The 17,322-nt window shown below is 68.9% G+C and carries 19 protein-coding genes and 2 pseudogenes; 6 read left to right on the top strand and 15 right to left on the bottom strand.

Annotated features, from left to right (window positions below; translation table 11 throughout):
• Nucleotides 1-80: 80 nt before the first annotated feature.
• The 3 genes from rplS to DEU38_RS07230 all read right to left on the bottom strand — a co-directional run bounded on the left by rplS (nucleotide 81) and on the right by DEU38_RS07230 (nucleotide 2,355).
• Entirely contained in the window at nucleotides 81-422 is a 342-nt protein-coding gene (gene rplS / locus DEU38_RS07240) for a 50S ribosomal protein L19 (protein WP_031939962.1), read from the bottom strand.
• A 74-nt stretch (nucleotides 423-496) separates the two neighbouring features.
• Complete coding sequence (locus DEU38_RS07235; protein WP_114719532.1) at nucleotides 497-1,381, bottom strand: hypothetical protein; 885 nt, start codon at nucleotides 1,379-1,381, stop codon at nucleotides 497-499.
• Complete coding sequence (locus DEU38_RS07230; protein ID WP_114719990.1) at nucleotides 1,381-2,355, bottom strand: formylglycine-generating enzyme family protein; 975 nt, start codon at nucleotides 2,353-2,355, stop codon at nucleotides 1,381-1,383. The genes DEU38_RS07235 and DEU38_RS07230 overlap by 1 nt, the downstream gene beginning before the upstream one ends.
• 109 nt (nucleotides 2,356-2,464) lie before the next feature.
• Between DEU38_RS07230 and DEU38_RS07225 the strand changes: the two genes are divergently transcribed.
• Nucleotides 2,465-3,136 (top strand): GAP family protein, encoded by a 672-nt coding sequence (locus DEU38_RS07225; RefSeq protein WP_114719530.1) that lies wholly within the window; start codon nucleotides 2,465-2,467, stop codon nucleotides 3,134-3,136.
• A gap of 59 nt (nucleotides 3,137-3,195) precedes the next feature.
• On the opposite strand, the gene DEU38_RS07220 is transcribed toward DEU38_RS07225, so the two are convergent.
• Nucleotides 3,196-5,562 (bottom strand): Tex family protein, encoded by a 2,367-nt coding sequence (locus tag DEU38_RS07220; protein ID WP_114719528.1) that lies wholly within the window; start codon nucleotides 5,560-5,562, stop codon nucleotides 3,196-3,198.
• A 40-nt stretch (nucleotides 5,563-5,602) separates the two neighbouring features.
• On the opposite strand from DEU38_RS07220, the gene DEU38_RS07215 reads away from it, so the two are divergent.
• Nucleotides 5,603-6,583, top strand: a complete 981-nt coding sequence (locus DEU38_RS07215) for a serine hydrolase (RefSeq protein ID WP_114719526.1) — start codon at nucleotides 5,603-5,605, stop codon at nucleotides 6,581-6,583.
• Here the strand turns inward: DEU38_RS07215 and DEU38_RS07210 are convergent.
• The 5 genes from DEU38_RS07210 to rpsP form a co-directional block, all read right to left on the bottom strand.
• Entirely contained in the window at nucleotides 6,580-7,956 is a 1,377-nt protein-coding gene (locus tag DEU38_RS07210; protein WP_114719524.1) for an FAD-dependent oxidoreductase, read from the bottom strand. The two genes, DEU38_RS07215 and DEU38_RS07210, sit on opposite strands and share 4 nt — an antisense overlap.
• 78 nt (nucleotides 7,957-8,034) lie before the next feature.
• Entirely contained in the window at nucleotides 8,035-8,733 is a 699-nt protein-coding gene (trmD, locus tag DEU38_RS07205) for a tRNA (guanosine(37)-N1)-methyltransferase TrmD (protein ID WP_114719522.1), read from the bottom strand.
• Nucleotides 8,734-8,743: 10 nt separating this feature from the next.
• A complete protein-coding gene (rimM, locus tag DEU38_RS07200; RefSeq protein WP_114719520.1) occupies nucleotides 8,744-9,310 on the bottom strand; it encodes a ribosome maturation factor RimM in 567 nt (188 codons plus the stop codon).
• 7 nt (nucleotides 9,311-9,317) lie between these two features.
• A complete protein-coding gene (locus DEU38_RS07195; protein ID WP_003939023.1) occupies nucleotides 9,318-9,560 on the bottom strand; it encodes an RNA-binding protein in 243 nt (80 codons plus the stop codon).
• Nucleotides 9,560-10,006: a 30S ribosomal protein S16 gene (rpsP, locus tag DEU38_RS07190; protein WP_114719518.1), complete on the bottom strand. Its 447-nt coding sequence runs from the start codon at nucleotides 10,004-10,006 to the stop codon at nucleotides 9,560-9,562. The genes DEU38_RS07195 and rpsP overlap by 1 nt, the downstream gene beginning before the upstream one ends.
• 278 nt (nucleotides 10,007-10,284) lie before the next feature.
• Between rpsP and DEU38_RS07185 the strand changes: the two genes are divergently transcribed.
• The 4 genes and pseudogenes from DEU38_RS07185 to DEU38_RS29040 all read left to right on the top strand — a co-directional run bounded on the left by DEU38_RS07185 (nucleotide 10,285) and on the right by DEU38_RS29040 (nucleotide 12,504).
• Nucleotides 10,285-10,683: a transcriptional regulator gene (locus DEU38_RS07185; RefSeq protein WP_114719517.1), complete on the top strand. Its 399-nt coding sequence runs from the start codon at nucleotides 10,285-10,287 to the stop codon at nucleotides 10,681-10,683.
• Entirely contained in the window at nucleotides 10,680-11,066 is a 387-nt protein-coding gene (locus DEU38_RS07180; protein WP_114719515.1) for a DUF3817 domain-containing protein, read from the top strand. The genes DEU38_RS07185 and DEU38_RS07180 overlap by 4 nt, the downstream gene beginning before the upstream one ends.
• 95 nt (nucleotides 11,067-11,161) lie before the next feature.
• Nucleotides 11,162-11,251: pseudogene (locus DEU38_RS29775) on the top strand (hypothetical protein); the annotation flags it as partial.
• 7 nt (nucleotides 11,252-11,258) lie between these two features.
• Nucleotides 11,259-12,504 (top strand): annotated as a pseudogene (locus DEU38_RS29040) (IS3 family transposase).
• Between the two features lie 63 nt (nucleotides 12,505-12,567).
• Here DEU38_RS29040 and rdgB read toward each other — a convergent pair.
• The 6 genes from rdgB to DEU38_RS07145 form a co-directional block, all read right to left on the bottom strand.
• Nucleotides 12,568-13,179 carry an RdgB/HAM1 family non-canonical purine NTP pyrophosphatase gene (gene rdgB, locus DEU38_RS07170; protein ID WP_114719513.1) on the bottom strand — a complete coding sequence of 204 codons (612 nt, stop codon included), beginning with the start codon at nucleotides 13,177-13,179 and terminating at the stop codon, nucleotides 12,568-12,570.
• Nucleotides 13,176-13,958, bottom strand: coding sequence for a ribonuclease PH (gene rph, locus DEU38_RS07165; RefSeq protein ID WP_114719511.1), 783 nt, complete (start codon nucleotides 13,956-13,958; stop codon nucleotides 13,176-13,178). The genes rdgB and rph overlap by 4 nt, the downstream gene beginning before the upstream one ends.
• A 54-nt stretch (nucleotides 13,959-14,012) precedes the next feature.
• Nucleotides 14,013-14,771, bottom strand: coding sequence for a cyclic nucleotide-degrading phosphodiesterase (locus tag DEU38_RS07160; RefSeq protein ID WP_174909551.1), 759 nt, complete (start codon nucleotides 14,769-14,771; stop codon nucleotides 14,013-14,015).
• A gap of 151 nt (nucleotides 14,772-14,922) precedes the next feature.
• Entirely contained in the window at nucleotides 14,923-15,504 is a 582-nt protein-coding gene (locus DEU38_RS07155; RefSeq protein WP_258557741.1) for a rhomboid family intramembrane serine protease, read from the bottom strand.
• Nucleotides 15,505-15,629: 125 nt separating this feature from the next.
• Nucleotides 15,630-16,706, bottom strand: a complete 1,077-nt coding sequence (locus tag DEU38_RS07150; protein ID WP_114719505.1) for a P1 family peptidase — start codon at nucleotides 16,704-16,706, stop codon at nucleotides 15,630-15,632.
• On the bottom strand, nucleotides 16,703-17,278 hold the full coding sequence (locus DEU38_RS07145) for a DUF2017 domain-containing protein (protein WP_114719503.1): 576 nt from the start codon (nucleotides 17,276-17,278) through the stop codon (nucleotides 16,703-16,705). Before DEU38_RS07145 ends, DEU38_RS07150 begins: the two co-directional genes overlap by 4 nt.
• Between the last annotated feature and the right edge of the window lie 44 nt (nucleotides 17,279-17,322).

The following is a 17,322-nucleotide window of genomic DNA, read 5'->3' as shown; positions in this document are numbered from 1 at the left end:
CATCTGCCACTGAGACAGATTAGCCCGACACCGCGTGAAAGCGGTGCCGGGCCAACCGAAGTAGCTCAGAGCGTCGAAGCTCAGCGCTTTTCCTTGATCTTCGCAGCCTTGCCGCGCAGGTCGCGCAGGTAGTACAGCTTGGCGCGACGGACGTCACCGCGGGTGACGACCTCGATCTGGGCCAGGTTGGGGCTGTGGACCGGGAAGGTGCGCTCGACGCCGACGCCGAACGAGATCTTGCGGACGGTGAAGGTCTCGCGAACGCCGCCGCCCTGGCGGCGGATCACGACGCCCTTGAAGACCTGCACGCGCTCCTTCGAGCCCTCGATGACCTTGACGTGCACGTTCAGGGTGTCACCGGCGCGGAACTCCGGAATATCGTTGCGGAGGGACTTGGCGTCCAGGAAATCCAAGGTGTTCATGGTTGTTCCATCCTTGCGTTTTTCGCAGGAGCAGAGGAACCGAGCGGCCGTGGCTCGACTGGTTCGTGCTCAGATCAAGTTGAGTCGCCTTCACCAGGCAACCCGACCATTGTGCCAGACGCCGCACCATGCGTGGAAATCGGCGCCGGTGCGGGTTGCACGGTGCGCTCGAGCTCCGCCTCGGTGGCCGTCAGCGCATGCTCGACGCTCGGTTTACCTGCGACAAGGTCCTGCACATAGATCTTCGCCCGGATCATCGGGCGACGGAACCGCTTCTCACGCTCGATCGCGCGCTGCATCCTGCGGGGCTTCGCCGTATATCGCCATCTCGCCCACGGCGCGCCGGGCCGGCTCAGCCGGATCGCGCCGACCAACAGGATCGGGAACACGAACAGCCCGACGAGTCCCGTCCAGATCTTGCCCTTGAGGATGACGATCGCGGCCAGGGCCAGGTTGACGACCGCGAGAACCACGATGGTCACCCGGACCGCGACGTGCGGATCCTCGCGCCACTCGGTGATATCGAGCAGTTCGAGCGGCTGGAATCCGAGCAGCAGCAACCCGGTCACCGCGAGCGCGACGAAGACCGCGTCCACCGACGCCCGGCCCTGGTCGGACCAGTACACGTCCTTGAGGTAGAAGATCAGGGCGAACTCGTCGAGGACGAGGGCCGCGCCGATCCCGAAGAACGTGGCGATCACCGCACCGGTCGCCTGCGTCGCGTTCTCGTACACCGCGATCAGCGCGACGCCCGAGGCGAACATCGTCACCACCCCGAACACGACGTGATGGATGTGCTGCCCGCCCGGGGTGATGTTCCCGGGCCACCACCGCACCTCGGCTCGGATCATCCGGACGCTGACCCGGATGAAAAGGAACGCGAGCAGGAATCCGAGGAGGAAGAACAGCAGCGGGAGCCGACCGTTGGCGATGATCTCCCGTTCGAGCCAGTGTCGCATCAGGAAGGGACCCGACCACGGACGATGCAGCGGAACCCGATGTGGCAGGTGGACGTCTCCTCGGTTTCCCCCTGTCGGGCCGCCGGACGGTAGCGCAGGCAGTAGTTGGGCGCGCACAGGTGCGATCCGCCCTTGATCACCCGGCGTGGGTACACCTCGCCGTCACGCGCCTCGCCTACCTCCACGCGCGGGTTGCGCGGAATGCAGCACGACGACGCGGGCGCGACGTTCCTGCCGGACGCGCTGTGGTCGACGGTGTGGAAGTCGGTGGTCCACTCCCACACGTTGCCGGCCATGTCGTCGAGGCCGTAGCCGTTGGGCCGGAAACTGCCGACCGGCGACGTGCCGACGAATCCGTCCTCCGCCAGGTTCTCCCACGGGAACTGTCCCTGCCACGTGTTCGCCTGATGCCTGCCGCCCGGCGTGAACTCGTCGCCCCACACGTATGTCTTGCGGTCGAGTCCGCCGCGCGCCGCGAACTCCCATTCGGCCTCGGTTGCCAGTTCCTTGCCCGACCACGCCGCGTACGCGAGCGCGTCGGTGTAGGAGACATGTGTGACGGGGTGCCGCTCGCGGCCCCCGACGTTGCTGCCGGGGCCTTCCGGATGCCGCCAGTCCGCGCCCGGCACCCACGACCACCACTGCTGGTAGTTGTCGAGCGAGACCGGTCGGTCGGGCGGGGTGAACACGAGCGAACCGGGGACGAGCAGCGCCGGGTCGGCATCGGGGTAGTCGGCCGGATCGGGCGCGAGCTCCGCGGTCGTCACATGGCCGGTGGCCTTCGCGAAGCGCCTGAACTCGGCGACCGTCACCTGGTGGGTGTCCATCCAGAAGCCGTCGACGCTGACCTGATGGACCGGACGCTCCTCCGGGTAGAAATCCTCCGATCCCATCCAGAACGTTCCTCCGGGGACCCACACCATGTTCTTCGGCGCACCGGAGGAGTCGGTGGGCACTGACGCGATCGGCTGCATGAACGATGAGCTTTCCATCTGTTCGGGTACCGCGAAAGCCGGAGTCGGATCCGGCGATTCACCCACAACGGGTGGGCCGCGCCGGGGCCTTCGCTGCCAACATTCGAGGATGGGTACCGCTATCGGGGACGTGCTCCCCCTCGCCGTCGGCGTCGCGATCAGTCCGATTCCGATCATCGCGACGATTCTGATGCTGCTCACACCTCGCGCCGGAAGCACCGCGACAACCTTCCTCGCGGGCTGGATCCTCGGGATTGCGGTTGCGTACGCACTGTTCGTGGTGATCGGCAGCGCGATGGACCTGTCGTCGAACTCGGACGGCAACGCCGTGACCGCGACCGTCCGGATCGTCCTCGGCGCCCTGTTGCTGGCCCTGGCCGTGAACCAGTGGCGGGGACGTCCGGCCCCCGGCGAGGAACCGTCGATGCCGGGGTGGCTCGCCGCGATCGACAAGGTGACACCCGTCAAAGCGCTCGGGCTCGGCTTCGCCCTGTCGGCGATCAACCCGAAGAACCTGTTGATGATCGTCGGTGCCGCGGTCGCAGTGTCTCAGCTCGGCGCACCCGTCGGCACGATCGTCGTCGCGGGAGTGGTGTTCACGGTGCTCGCGGCGTGCACGGTGGCCGTCCCCGTGATCGGCTACTTCACCATGCGCGAGCGCGCGACCTCGTGGCTGAACAACCTGAAGACGTGGCTGACCGCCAACAACGCCGCGGTGATGGCGGTCCTGCTGCTGGTGATCGGCGTGATGCTGATCGGCAAGGGCATCGGCGGTTACTGAATCCCCGGACCGCGAAGGAGCCCCGGGACACCGGTCCCGGGGCTCCTTCGGTCTCACCGCTACTTGCCGAATCCGGCCTTGCGCAGCGCGTCGGCCATCGAGCCGCTCGCGGGCCGCTGTTCGGCGCGCCGGTCCCGGCCCTGGCCCTGGCCCTGGCCCTGGCCACCGCGACCCTGCCCGCCCTGCCGCTGACCACTCTGACGCTGACCGCCGTTGCCCTGGCCACCCGGACGCTGACCGCCCTGACGCTGTCCGCCGCGCGGCCCGTTCGGGGCACCGACCTCGTCGTCGAGGCGCAACGTCAGCCCGATGCGCTGGCGTTCGACATCGACCTCGAGCACTTTGACCTTCACGACGTCGCCGGACTTGACGACCTCGCGCGGGTCGCTGACGAACGTGCGCGACATCGCCGACACGTGCACCAGGCCGTCCTGGTGGACGCCCACGTCGACGAACGCGCCGAACGCGGCCACGTTGGTCACGACGCCCTCGAGCACCATGCCGGGCTTCAGGTGCGCGACCTTCTCGATCCCGGCCGCGAACGTGGCCGTCTTGAACTCCGGGCGCGGGTCGCGGCCCGGCTTGTCCAGCTCGGCGATGATGTCGGTGACGGTCGGCAGACCGAACTTCTCGTCGACGAAGTCGGCCGGCCGCAGCTTCTGCAGGACGGCGGTGTTGCCGACCAACTCCCCCACCCCCGAGCCGGAGGACTGCACGATCCGGCGCACCACGGGGTATGCCTCGGGGTGCACGCTGGACGCGTCGAGCGGGTCGTCACCGTTCGGGATCCGTAGGAAGCCGGCGCACTGCTCGAACGCCTTCGGCCCGAGTCGCGGCACGTCCTTGAGCCCCTTGCGGCTGCGGAACGGACCGTTCTGGTCGCGGAACGCGACGATGCTCTCGGCGAGCGAACCGGCGATGCCCGACACCCGCGACAGCAGCGGCACCGACGCGGTGTTGACGTCCACGCCGACCGCGTTCACAGCGTCCTCGACGACCGCGCCGAGCGAGCGCGCGAGCATCGTCTCGGACACGTCGTGCTGGTACTGGCCGACACCGATCGACTTGGGGTCGATCTTCACCAGCTCGGCGAGCGGATCCTGCAGACGCCGCGCGATCGACACCGCGCCCCGGATCGAGACGTCGAGGTCTGGCAGCTCCTGCGACCCGTATGCCGACGCCGAGTACACCGACGCGCCCGCCTCGGAGACCATCACCTTCGTCAGGCCGGCCTCGGGGAACTTCGAGATCAGTTCGGCGGCAAGCGCGTCCGTCTCACGCGATGCGGTGCCGTTGCCGATCGCGACGAGTTCGACGCCGTGCTTGGCGGCGAGCGCGGCCAGGGTCGCGAGCGACTGGTCCCACTTGTTGTGCGGCTGGTGCGGGTAGATGGTGTCGTGCGCGACGACCTTGCCGGTGGCGTCGACGACCGCGACCTTGGTGCCGGTGCGGAAGCCGGGGTCCAGGCCCATCGTCGCGCGGGTGCCGGCCGGCGCCGCCAGCAGCAGGTCCTTGAGGTTGGCCGCGAACACGTCGACGGCGTCCTTCTCGGCGGACTGGCGCAGCCGCATCCGGGTGTCGATGCCGAGGGTGATCAGCATCTTCGTCTTCCATGCCCAACGGACGGTGTCGAGCAGCCAGCGGTCGGCCGGACGGCCGCGGTCGGCGATCCCGAAGCGGGACGCGATCCGGCCCTCGTAGAGGCTGGTCTCCCCCGGCTCGAGCGGCTCGCGATCCGACGCGAGCGTCAGCGACAGGATCTCCTCCTTCTCGCCGCGGAACATCGCGAGGATGCGGTGCGAGGGCAGCTTCTCGAACGGCTCGGAGAACTCGAAGTAGTCGGCGAACTTGGCGCCCTCGGTCTCCTTGCCCTTGCGGACCGACGACTCCACCTGTCCGCGGGTCCACATCAGCTCGCGCAGCTCACCGACGAGGTCGGCGTCCTCCGCGAACCGCTCCACGAGGATCGCGCGGGCACCCTCGAGTTGCTCGCCGTCGTACCGGGCGGGATCGACTGTCGGGTCACCGATCAGTGCATCGGCCACCGGTTCGTGCCCGGCCTCGCGCGCGATCTGCGCCTTGGTGCGCCGCTTGGGCTTGTACGGCAGGTAGATGTCCTCGAGCCGGGCCTTGGTGTCGGCGAGCATGATCTGCTGCTCGAGTGCGGCGTCGAGCTTGTCCTGGGAGCGGATCGACTCGAGGATCGCGACCCGCCTGTCGTCGAGTTCCCGCAGGTAGCGCAGCCGCTCCTCGAGCTGGCGCAGCTGCGCGTCGTCGAGGCCGCCGGTGACCTCCTTGCGGTACCGGGCGATGAACGGAACCGTGGCGCCGCCGTCCAGGAGGTCGACGGCCGCGGCGACCTGACCCTCCCGTACGTCGAGCTCTTCGGCGATGCGCTGGTTCACGGATTTGAGAGCAGTCGTCACGGCGATCGACCCTACCGCTAGCCTGTCCGAGGCGTCGGTCATGAGCCCGGCGAACGGATCGCGGGAGGAACCGGTGGCAGGACGGGCGCGACGCCTCGGCGGCGTGTGCCTCGCGGTGGGCGTGCTCGCCTCGTGCGCGGCGCAGACGACGGGTGACGCGACCCCCGACAGCCGGCACGCCACCGTGCAGGCGGCGACCGTCGATTCGGATCCGGTCCCGACCACCCTCGAGGGCCGGATCGGCAAGGCCGTCTCCGACGCCGCCGACCGGGGCGCCGACCTCACCCTGGCTCTGCTGGACCGGCACCAGAACCGTTACGTCTCGTTCGCCGACACCGAGCCGTTCGCGACCGCATCCGTCGCGAAGCTGTTCATCGCCGACGACCTCCTCTACCGCGAGTCCACCGACGAATTGGAACTGTCCGAGGACGAGCACACCCTCGTCGCGCGGATGCTCGAGGACTCCGACGACGACGCCGCGAACGAACTGTGGAACGAGTACGGCGCCTCCGATCTCGTGCTCGACGTGGCGTCCCGATACGCCCTGTCGACGACGTCGGCGCCCTACGACGACAACTGGTGGAACACCGAGACGACCGCCGCCGACCTGGTCGGCTACTACTCCACGGTGCTCGACGGCCGCGGCGGGCTCGACGCCCCGCACCGCGACGAGTTGCTCGGTTACCTGCGCAACTCGCACCCGACCGCGGCGGACGGCTACGACCAGCGGTTCGGCATTCCCGACGGCCTGCCCGACGAAACCGTCAAGGCCGTAAAGCAGGGCTGGATGTGCTGCCTGGACGATCGCTGGACCCACCTGTCGACCGGGATCGTCGGCGCCGACGACCGCTACGTGTTGGTGCTGCTGTCCCGCGAGGATCTGGACTACGGGGATGAGGACACCGACTACTACCCGGACACCTCGCTGACCGCCGCCGTCGACGACGCCAGCGCCGCGCATGCGCGCGAGACGATCACCGACGCGGCCCGAACCCTGTTCCCGCAGAGGCGGATCGACTAGTCGGCGCGCGCCGCCCCGACGAGATCCTCCGCGGCGATCACCTCACGGGCAGCACGCTCCCCGGACCGCACCGCTCCGTCGACCCACCCGCACATCACCGCCGAACTCTCGGTGCCCGCCCAGTGGATGCGGCCGCACGACGCGCGCAGCGCCGGACCGAACTCGGTGAGAACCCCGGTCGGGGCGTGGCTGAGCATCCCGCCGCCCGAGTACCGCTCGGTGGTCCAGTCCTGCTCGACGTAGTCGACCGGCGCGGCGGCCTGCGGTCCGAACCGCTCGGTGAGGGCGGCCACAACGGCGCCGCGCCGGTCCGCGGGGGTCATCCGGCCGAGCGCGCGGGCCTGCGGCCCCTCCACGATGACGCACATGATTCCCGGCCGCGCGGCGTCGGTGCCCGCGTCGACCGTCACCATGGCCGCCGAACCCGGCGCCGCGGACTGCCCCGACAACCCGTCGGCGCGCCAGAACGGCTCGTCGTAGAGGACCGCGACCTTGAGAATCGATCCGCTCGGCATCCGCTGGTGCAGGAACGTCCGATCTACCGGCAGCAACGGCTCGTAGCGGATCTGACCCGCGATCGCCAGCGGCACCGCGACGATCGCCCGGCGGGCCCGCACCGTCACCTGGTCGCTGCGGACCGTCACCCCGTCCGTGTCCTGTTCGATCACGCGCACGGGCTGCGACAGGTGCAGCGAGCGCCCCAGTTCGGCGGCCATCGGCCGATAGATCGCACCCATGCCGCCCACCGGGCGGGCGTCCTGCGCGGCATCCCTCACTCCGAGCACGAACGACGGCCCGCCACCCGACGCCATCTGGTACAGCACGAACAGGAACGAGACCTCCGACGCGGCCGACGTGTAGCAGCCGGCGATCGCCATCTCGAGGAGTTCGTGGGCCGGCTTCGAGAGCACGTTGTCGTCGAGCCACTTGGCGAGACTGATCCGGTCCCATTCCGCGGCGCGTTTCGCTTCCCACGGCGCATCCAGCGGTATCGACTTGCACAGCTCACCGAGTTCGAGGAACACCGCCCCCAGATTGGCGACGGCCCACGGACTCATCGTCATCGGGATGGTGCCCTGGTAGCGATACTTCTTGCCGTCCACCATCATCATCGCGTCGCCGTCGGTGTACTGGCGGTAGCTCGGGACGCCGAATTCGGTCATCAACGCGTGGATCCGGTCCTGCCCGGGACCGATCCACGCCCCGCCGCGATCGATCCACACACCGTCGTCGCGGGTCTCGGTGAAGGTGCGGCCCCCGATCCGGTCGCGCGCCTCGAGCACCGTGATCGAGCGGCCCGCCTGTTTCAGGCGTAGCGCCGCGGTCAACCCCGCAAATCCGGCCCCCACGACGCAATAGTCGACATCAGTCATTGCCGGTCACCTCGAGTTCATGCCTACTCGCGGGGACCGCTGCGGGTCAATGATGTTCGGGCGGGCTCGAGAAACCGATCAGGAAAGGAGATCGGGGCGACGCTCGGCCGTGCGCTGCAACGACTGCGCCCGACGCCAGGCCGCGACCTTCGCGTGATCGCCGGACAGCAGCACCGGCGGGACGTCGAGTCCGCGCCAGCTCACCGGACGGGTGTAGCTGGGACCCTCGAGCAATCCGTCGGAGAACGAATCCTCTTGGTGCGACTGCTGATTGCCGAGGACACCGGGCAGCAGCCGGACCACGGCCTCGACCATCACGAGAACCGCGGCCTCGCCACCGATCAGGACATAGTCGCCGATCGAGACCTCTTCGACACGCACCCGTCGGGACGCGTCGTCGAACACCCGCTGATCGATGCCCTCGTACCGGCCGCACGCGAACACCAGGTGCTTCTCCTCGGCCCAACGGTGCGCGGTGGCCTGGGTGAACGGCACGCCGGCGGGAGTGGGGACGACGAGCAGGGCCTCGGAATCGGGTTCACCGTCGTCGTCGGTGAGCACCTCGTCGAGTGCGTCGCCCCACACGGTCGGCTTCATGACCATGCCGGGTCCGCCGCCGTACGGGGAATCGTCGACGGCCTTGTGCACGTCGTGGGTCCAGCGCCGCAGATCGTGGACGCCGACGGAGATGAGCCCCTTGTCGATCGCCTTGCCGAGCAGCGCAGCACGCAGCGGCTCGAGGTACTCGGGGAAGATCGTGACTACGTCGAGACGCACGGCGGTTCGGTCACTCCTCGTTTCGGCTGTCGCCGAAGTCGGGGTCCAACAGGCCCTCCGGCGGATCGATCTCGATCACGCCGTCGGCGATCGAGATCGTCGGCACGATTGCCGTGACGAACGGGATCAACAGTTCGCCCGACGTCTGCCCTTCCGGGCGAACGGACAGCAATTCGCCTGCAGCGGAATGCAATACCTCGATCACGGTGCCCACCGGCGTGCCCGCGTCGGGTCGTCCGGCGGCGATACGCACAGCCAGGCCCTCGAGCTCGTGATCGTAGAACTCGTCCGGATCGTCGGACGGGGTCAGTTCGGCGGTGTCGATCAGGAACAGCGTGCCGCGCAACTCGTCCGCAGCGGTGCGATCCGCGACACCGTGAAGGCGCAGCAGAAGCCGCCCGGAATGCTCCCGGGCGGCTTCCACCGTGAATGTGCGCAGCTTCTGCTCGCGCGGCTTGCGGCCACGCAGTTCGGCGCCGACGGCGAACCGCTCGCCGGGCTCGTCAGTGCGAACCTCGACGACCAGCTCTCCCTTGATGCCGTGCGACTTGGCGATGCGGCCTACGACGAGCTCCACTGCCGTACTACTGATCGGTGTCGACGACGTCGACGCGGATCCCACGGCCCCCGATACCGGAGACCAGGGTCCGCAGGGCGGTCGCGGTACGACCACCGCGACCGATCACCTTACCGAGATCGTCGGGGTGCACATGCACCTCGACGGTGCGTCCCCGACGCCCCGTGATCAGCTCGACGCGAACGTCGTCGGGGTTGGCGACGATCCCACGGACGAGATGCTCCACGGCATCGGCGACAACGGCGCTCATTACTCGGCAGCCTCGGTGGACTCGGCGTCGGCAGCAGGAGCCTCGGCCTCTTCCTTCGCGGCCTTCTTCTTCTTGGGGGTGATGGCCTCGGAAACCGGCTCGTTCTCGGCCTGCGCCAGCGCAGCCTGGAACAGCTCCAGCTTGGACGGCTTGGCTTCCTTGGTCTTCAGGGTGCCCTCGGTGCCCGGCAGGCCCTTGAACTTCTGCCAGTCACCGGTGATCTTCAGCAGGTTCTCGACCGGCTCGGTCGGCTGTGCGCCGACACCCAGCCAGTACTGAGCGCGCTCGGAATCGATCTCGATCAGCGAGGGCTCTTCCTTGGGGTGGTACTTGCCGATGGTCTCGATCGCACGGCCGTTGCGGCGGGTGCGAGAGTCCGCGACGATGATCCGGTACTGCGGGTTGCGGATCTTGCCGAGGCGGGTGAGCTTGATCTTGACAGCCACTGCTGCGTATCTCCTTCAGTGCGCACACCAGTGCACACGTGTCACGTGCAATTCGGCGACCTGCCAGGGTGGCGGGTCCGGTTTTGCCTCTCTCCTGTGACCGTCGCGCGGTGCGTAACCGGATGCGACGAACAGCGGTTCATTCTGCCAGACGCCGACGGGTGAGTGAAATGCGGGCCGACCGACCCCGCGCGGGGTGGCCGACAGGTGCACTGCGGGTGACGAGTACCACCAGGCACCCCTACGGGGAGGCTCCCCACCTCGGGTACCGTCGATGTGTGGCCAGAACCGTTCGAAAACGACGCCCCGCGCTGATCGTGTTGGTGATCGTCGCGGCCGCCGGATGCCTCGCGCTCGGCTGGTGGCAGTGGACGCGATTCGAAGCGGCCGGCGGCACCGGCCAGAACCTGGGCTACGCGTTCCAGTGGCCGCTGTTCGCAGCATTCGTCGTGTACGCATACCGCCGCTTCGTCCAGCTCGAGGACGGCGGAGCCGAGGCCGACGAGCAGGCGGCCGCGGACGAACCGACCGACGTCCCCGACGGGCTGCTTCCCGAGCGCCCGAAGGCGCGGACGTCGTCCGACGACGTCGATGATCCCGAGTCTCGGCAGATGCTCGAGTACAACGATTACCTCGCCGGGCTCTCCGCTCGCGAGTCCGATAGGAGCGACAAGTGAGCGGCGGCCCGAACGAGACCACCCCACAGCAGACCACCGCGCCCGCGCCGGCGACGCCCACGGAGGGCGACAGGAAGAAGATCGCCGGGGCACTCCTGCGCTACCGGGTACTCGCGTACGCGACCGGTATCTGGCTGCTCGTGCTCACCGCCGAGATGGTGGCGAAGTACATCTTCGGCGTCGACAACCTGCCGACCTGGATCGCGATCGTGCACGGCTGGGTGTACTTCGTGTACCTGATCCTCACGATGGACCTCGCCGTGAAGGTCCGCTGGCCTGCGAGCCGCACGATCGGCACGCTGCTGGCCGGCACCGTCCCGTTCCTGTCGTTCTTCGTCGAGCACTGGCGCACCGTCCAGGTGAAGCGCGACTTCGGAGTCTGATCCCACCCCGCACACGACGAAGGGCCCGTCCGTCATGAACTGCTCCCCGGAAGTTGGACTGAGAAATTCAGTTCCGACTTCCGGGGAGCAGTTGTATGAGGCCGACGAGTTCACTGTCCGAGGACCAGCGGGTCACAGCGGTAGCGTTGTTCGAGTCAGGCTTGGCCGGTCAGGCGGTCGCGAGGATGTTGGGTGCGAGCCACTCGGCGATCGATCGCTTGTATGACCGGTGGCGGGTTCGAGGCAGAGGAGCGCTGGTGGCCAAGCGTCCGGACAGACGGTCGTACTCGTTCGAGTTCAAACTCGAGGTAGTGCGCCGGTTCCTTGCGGGCGAAACGAAAGTCGCCCTGGCGAGGGAGTTCGACCTGTCCTCGCCGAAACTGATCGAGACGTGGGCGCGCACGTACCGCAACGAAGGCGAGGACGGGCTGCGTCCAAGACAGCTGGGTCGTCCTCCGAAGCCGGCCGATGCCGAGCCGGGTGAGGTCAGCGAGCTCGAACAGCTGCGCCGGGAGAACGAGGTGCTGCGGGCGCAGGTCGCCTACCTGGGAAAATTGCGGGCCTTGAGGGCGCAGCAACGACGGTGAGGGTCGATGCCGTTGTCTCCCTCAAGGCCGAGCACCGTCTCGATGTGCTCCTCGACGTTGCCGGGCTGGCCCGGTCGACGTTCTTCTACCAGCAGGCGCGCCGGCACGCCCCGGACCCGAACGCCGAGCTGAAGGCCGCGATCACCGACGCGTTCGGACACTGCCGCGGCCGCTACGGGCACCGCCGCATCCACCAGGTGCTGGTCGGGGCCGGTTGGCGGGTGGCGAAGAAGACCGTGCTCGCGTTGATGCGCACACTCGGCCTGGTCTGCAGGGTCCGCCGCAAGCGCCGATACACCTCCTACCAGGGTCGGGTCGGCGTGATCGCGGCGAACCTGCTCGACCGCGACTTCACCGCCGACGCCCCGAACCGCAAGTGGGTCACCGATGTGACCGAGTTCCGGGTCGGTGACCGGAAGCTGTATCTGTCGCCGATTATGGTTCTGTTCGACCGCCAGATCATCGCCTACTCGCTCGGGCCGTCACCGAGTCTGGAGCTGACCAACAGCTCCCTGCGATCGGCCCTCGCGACCGTCGACGACGGGAAGAACCTGCTGGTGCACTCCGATCAGGGATTCCAATATCAGCACCCGCCATGGCGGCAGCTACTCGCCGATGCCGGTGCGACACAATCGATGTCCCGCAAGGCGAACTGTTACGACAACGCGGTGATGGAGAACTTCTTCGGCCACCTCAAAGAAGAACTCTTCCACCACACCCGATACCTCGACATCGACGCCCTGGCCACCGCCCTGGACGACTACATCCACTGGTACAACACCGAACGGATCTCCACACGACTCGAGGGCCTGAGCCCGGTGCAATACCGGGCCCAGGCCCTCGCCGCCTAGGCTTTCACTTAGCCAGTCCAACAATCGGGGACCAGTTCATCAGGACGGGCCCTTCGTGCGTCTCTATCCGCGTGCGAGCTGCGCGAGGGCCGGCACCAGCTGGGCCAGCGCGCGTCCGCGGTGCGAGGCCGCGTCCTTCTCCTGCGGCGACAACTCGGCCGACGTCCGCTCCTCACCATCGGGTTCGAAGACGGGGTCGTAGCCGAATCCGTTGTCGCCGCGCGGCTCGCGGACGATCCGCCCACGCCACTCTCCCCGTACCACGATCGGGCCCGCGCCCGGGATCGCGAGCGCGCACGCCGACACGAAGGCCGCGCCACGCCGCTCGTCCGGCGTGTCCGACAGCTGACCCAGCAGCAGCGCGGTGTTCGCGTCGTCGTTTCCGTGGGCACCGCTCCAGCGAGCCGAGAGGACGCCGGGCATGCCGTTCAGGGCATCGACCTCGAGCCCGGAGTCGTCGGCGACGCACGGCAGGCCCGTGGCGGCGGCACCGTCGAGGGCCTTGACGAGCGCGTTGTCCTCGAAGGTCGCGCCGGTCTCCGGGGTCTCCGGAAACTCCGGCACCTCGTCGAGGCCGATCACCTCGAGGCCGTCGATACCGGCGGCGGCGAGCACGCGCCGCAGCTCACCGAGCTTCTTTGCGTTGCGGCTGGCTACCAGGATCCTGCCGCTCAACTGCCGAACGCCTTCTTCTTCGGCTCGGCCGGCTCCGGCAGCGTGCCCGGGTACGGCTCGGCGAGCGCGGCCTGCTGGATCTCGAACAGCTGCTCGCAGCCGGCGAGCGCCGAGTCGAGCAGCTTGTCGAGCGTCGACCGCGGGAACGTGGCACCTTCTCCGGTGCCCTGGATCTCGACGAGGGTGCCGGTGTCGGTCGCGACGACGTTCATGTCGACCTCGGCGCGCGAGTCCTCCTCGTAGGGCAGGTCCAGGCGCACACGTCCGTCGACGACACCGACGCTGACGGCGGCGATGGCGCACGAGATGGGCTGGGGGTCCGCCAGACGCCCGGCTGCGCGCAGGTAGGTCACGGCGTCCACCAGCGCGACGTAGGCGCCGGTGATGGCCGCGGTGCGGGTGCCGCCGTCGGCCTGCAGCACGTCGCAGTCGATCGCGATGGTGTTCTCACCGATCGCGGCGAGGTCGATGCACGCGCGCAGCGAACGACCGACGAGGCGGCTGATCTCCTGGGTGCGCCCGCCGACCTTGCCCTTGACCGATTCGCGGCCGCTGCGGGTGTGCGTGGCGGCCGGGAGCATCGCGTACTCGGCGGTGAGCCAGCCCAGCCCCGAACCCTTGCGCCAGCGCGGCACGCCCTCCTCGACGCTCGCGGTGCACATCACCCGGGTGTTGCCGAACTCCACCAGCACCGAACCCGCCGGGTGGTTGGTGAATCCCCGCGTGATCCGAACCTCGCGGAGCTGATCGTCGGTCCTACCGTCTTCTCGTGTCGTCACGTTCCGAGAGCCTAGTCGCCGCGCGGGAGTGCGCGGGCGGGGCGCCGGTTGCGGTCAGACGGTGTAGACGTCGCCGGCCGACACCGCGTGCACCGGTCCGGAGAACTCGGCCTTGGCCTCGGCGATGACGTCCTCGCGGGACGTCCACGGCGGAATGTGGGTGAGCAGTAGCTCGCCGACCCCTGCACGGGTCGCGATCTGCCCGGCCTCGGTCCCGGACAGGTGGATGCCCTCGGGACGGTCGGGGCTGTGCGTCCACGACGCCTCCGACAACAGCACGTCCGCGCCCCGCGCCAGCTCGACGACGGACTCGCAGATGCCGGTGTCGCCGGTGTAGACGAGGACCCGGCCGGTCTTGCTGGTGACGCGGAACCCGTACGCCTCCGGGGGGTGGTTGACCCGGCGCGCCTCCACCGTGATCTCGCCGATCTCGGCGACGTGGCCGTCGGACCAGCTGCGCAGATCGATGGTGTCGGAGATGTCGTCGAGGTCACCGCCGCACTCGGCCGACGCGACGCCGATACGGCACGCGCTGTCCGTGGGGCCGTAGACGAGGGCCCGGCCGGCCGGCGGATTGGGATGGTAGCGGCGCCACACGAGCAGGCCCGGCATGTCGAGGCAGTGGTCGGCGTGCAGGTGCGACAGCAGGATCGTGGCCTCACCTGGGTCGGCGTATCGTTGCAGCGCGCCGAGCACACCGGGGCCGAAATCCATGACCACCGGCGGGGTACCCGGAGCCGTCACGAGGTAGCCCGAAGCAGCCGAGTCGGGTCCGGAGACGCTGCCCGAACATCCCAGGACCGTAATGCGCATGCAAACCATGCTGCCACGACCACCGCGCTCTCAAAAAGCTTCGGGCACTTTCGGCTGTGTGAACTCACATCTGCCGTCGGATTGTGATCCGTCGGCGCACGGGTCGAGCATGTGATCGCCGAGTCAGCGACCCGCAGATCAGAGGGCGGTTCTAGGTGCGCGGAAGCTGGATCCCGGACGTGCCGACCGTCGGCACCGCGGTCCGGCGCCTGCGCGTGTCGGACGACAGCACCCACGCCGCGACGACGCCTCCGATCGCGCCGAACAGGTGCCCCTGCCACGAGATCCCGTACTGCCCGGGCAACACGCCCCACAGCATGCCGCCGTAGACGAACAACACCACCACACCGAGCAGGATCTGTCCGATGCTGCGGGTGAAGATCCCCCGCACCAGCAGGTACGTGAGCCAGCCGAACACCAGCACCGACGCGCCGAGATGCGCACCGACGCCGCCGGTGAGCCACGTACCGACCCCGCCGATCACCCAGATGATCCCGGTCGCGGCGAGACCGCGACCGATCCCCGACATCAGCACCAGGAACCCGAGGATCAGCAGCGGCACCGTGTTGGCGAACAGGTGTCCCCACCCGAAATGCAGCATCGGCGCGAACAGGATTCCCCACAGGCCGTCGAGCGTGCGCGGTTCGATCCCCCACTGGTCCAGCGGATTGCCGGCAACGGTGTCGACGGCCTCGAGGACGTAGAGGACCATCGCGAACCCACCGATGGTCATCGCCGCCCGCTGCCACAGCGGGCGCGGGACACGAGGCAGGTCGGGGCGCAGTTCTGATCCGGCGGTCACGAATCCGAGCGTACCGACCATCGCCGATGACGGTCGGTGTCGAACGACCGCGCGGTCTAGCCGGAAGTCCCGAACGCCGACGGAAACACGTCGCGGTAGCTCGGGATCCCGGCGACCGCAGTGGCCGACAGGATCGCGTCGACGATCGCCCACTGCACGCATGCGGCGGCGGCCGTGCAGACCGCGTCGAGGATCGGTAGTTCCGTCGGGAAGGCCGCCGGGACACCGTCGGGTGCGGGCACGTCACGGGCGCCGGTGGCGAGCGCGAAGATCGTGTCGCCGTCGAGCGGCGAATGCGCGGGACGGATGGCGCGGGCCAAACCGTCGTGTCCGGCGACCGCGACTCGTCGGCAGGCGGCCTTGGACAGCGTCGCGTCGGTTGCGATGACGCCGATCGTGGTGTTGAGGACCGTCGTCTTGGCCCCCAACTCGTTCGCGGCGGCCAGATCGTCGGGCGACGGCAGTCGCATTCCGCGACGTTCGGCGTCGGCGAGCGACAGCCCCCACGGCAGGCCGGTGTCGGGATCCCACACCGCACCGACCGGATTGGCCACCATGAGCGCGGCGACGGTGACACCGTCGGCCGGACCACCGTCGATGACGGTGCTGGCGGAACCCACCCCGCCCTTGATGACGCCCGCGCGGGCTCCGGTCCCGGCACCGACACTGCCGGTGACGACGGTGCCCGACGCGCGCGACGCCGCACGATGCCCGAACTCGGCGGTGGGCCGGACGTTCCAGTCGCCGACGGGCAGATCGAAGATCACCGCGCCGGGCACGATGGGGACCACCTGGCCGGGCGCCCCCATCGGGATCCCGTGGTCGTGTTCCTCGAGCCACCGCATGACCCCGTCGGCGGCGGCGAGGCCGTACGCACTGCCGCCGGTCAGCAGGACGGCGTGCACCTGCTGCACCGAGTGGCTGGGGTCGAGGAGGTCGGTCTCGCGGGTGCCGGGGCCACCGCCACGCACGTCGACGCCCGCGGTCGCACCGGACGGCACCAGCACCACGGTGCATCCGGTCGCCGCACCGGCGCCGAGCGTCGCGTCGGGATCGAGCAGGTGGTCGTGGCCGACGAGGACGCCGGCGACGTCGGACAGCGAATCCGACGGCCCGGACCGGGGCGCCGTCACGACAGGAGCGCCTGGACGAGGGAGTCCTGCATCCACGTCAACCAGTGGTAGACGTCGAGGTGCGGGGCCCGCGGGTCGCCCTCCTCGAGTTCGTCCGGAGTGTCGGCGTCGATGCCGATGTTCGTTCCCAGGGCCAACCGGACGTCGTTGAGTGCGGCCAACCACGCGTCGGCCTGCTCCGGGGTGATGACGACCTTGCCGCCCTCCGCGGGCACCGTCTGCAGGACCACGGACCCGGCGGCGATCTTCTCGTCGATGATCTCCGGCTCGTGCAGGCTGCGCAGGGCGCTGTTGACGTTGCCGCGCTCGGAATCGTCGTCGGGCCGGTCGGGGTCGGCGCGCTGGAAGTCGGGCAACAGGCGGGCGAGAACCTCGTCGGACGGGGTTTCGCTGTTGCCGGTCCGCAGGCCCGTCAGCGCGGCCAGCTCGTCCGTCGGCGCCGAGGCGGCGCGCTCCTCGAGCAGCCCGGAAACCGACGTCACCAGCGACCGCAGGACCGCCGCCTCGTGGCCGTCCATCTCCGAGCGCAGTTTCAGTCCGCCGAGTGAGTTCTTCCTGGTCCAAGTCCGCACGTCTGTACCCGGGTTCCTAACCGTCGAGAGGGATGGATTCGATC

It is taken from the genome of Rhodococcus sp. AG1013, from assembly GCF_003350365.1.
GTDB lineage: Bacteria > Actinomycetota > Actinomycetes > Mycobacteriales > Mycobacteriaceae > Prescottella.
Note: the sequence above shows the minus strand (reverse complement) of the source record. Positions and strands in the feature narration are given on the sequence as shown.

What these genes read in the sequence shown, in the direction of transcription:
- DEU38_RS07230 (WP_114719990.1), bottom strand. Translation starts at nt 2,355, where the DNA reads ATGCAGCCGATCGCGTCAGTGCCCACCGACTCCTCCGGTGCGCCGAAG.
- DEU38_RS07160 (WP_174909551.1), bottom strand. Translation starts at nt 14,771, where the DNA reads ATGCGCATTACGGTCCTGGGATGTTCGGGCAGCGTCTCCGGACCCGAC.
- DEU38_RS07195 (WP_003939023.1), bottom strand. Translation starts at nt 9,560, where the DNA reads ATGAGCGCCGTTGTCGCCGATGCCGTGGAGCATCTCGTCCGTGGGATC.
- DEU38_RS07235 (WP_114719532.1), bottom strand. Translation starts at nt 1,381, where the DNA reads ATGCGACACTGGCTCGAACGGGAGATCATCGCCAACGGTCGGCTCCCG.
- DEU38_RS07215 (WP_114719526.1), top strand. Translation starts at nt 5,603, where the DNA reads ATGAGCCCGGCGAACGGATCGCGGGAGGAACCGGTGGCAGGACGGGCG.
- DEU38_RS07210 (WP_114719524.1), bottom strand. Translation starts at nt 7,956, where the DNA reads ATGACTGATGTCGACTATTGCGTCGTGGGGGCCGGATTTGCGGGGTTG.
- DEU38_RS07155 (WP_258557741.1), bottom strand. Translation starts at nt 15,504, where the DNA reads ATGACCATCGGTGGGTTCGCGATGGTCCTCTACGTCCTCGAGGCCGTC.
- rplS (WP_031939962.1), bottom strand. Translation starts at nt 422, where the DNA reads ATGAACACCTTGGATTTCCTGGACGCCAAGTCCCTCCGCAACGATATT.
- DEU38_RS07225 (WP_114719530.1), top strand. Translation starts at nt 2,465, where the DNA reads ATGGGTACCGCTATCGGGGACGTGCTCCCCCTCGCCGTCGGCGTCGCG.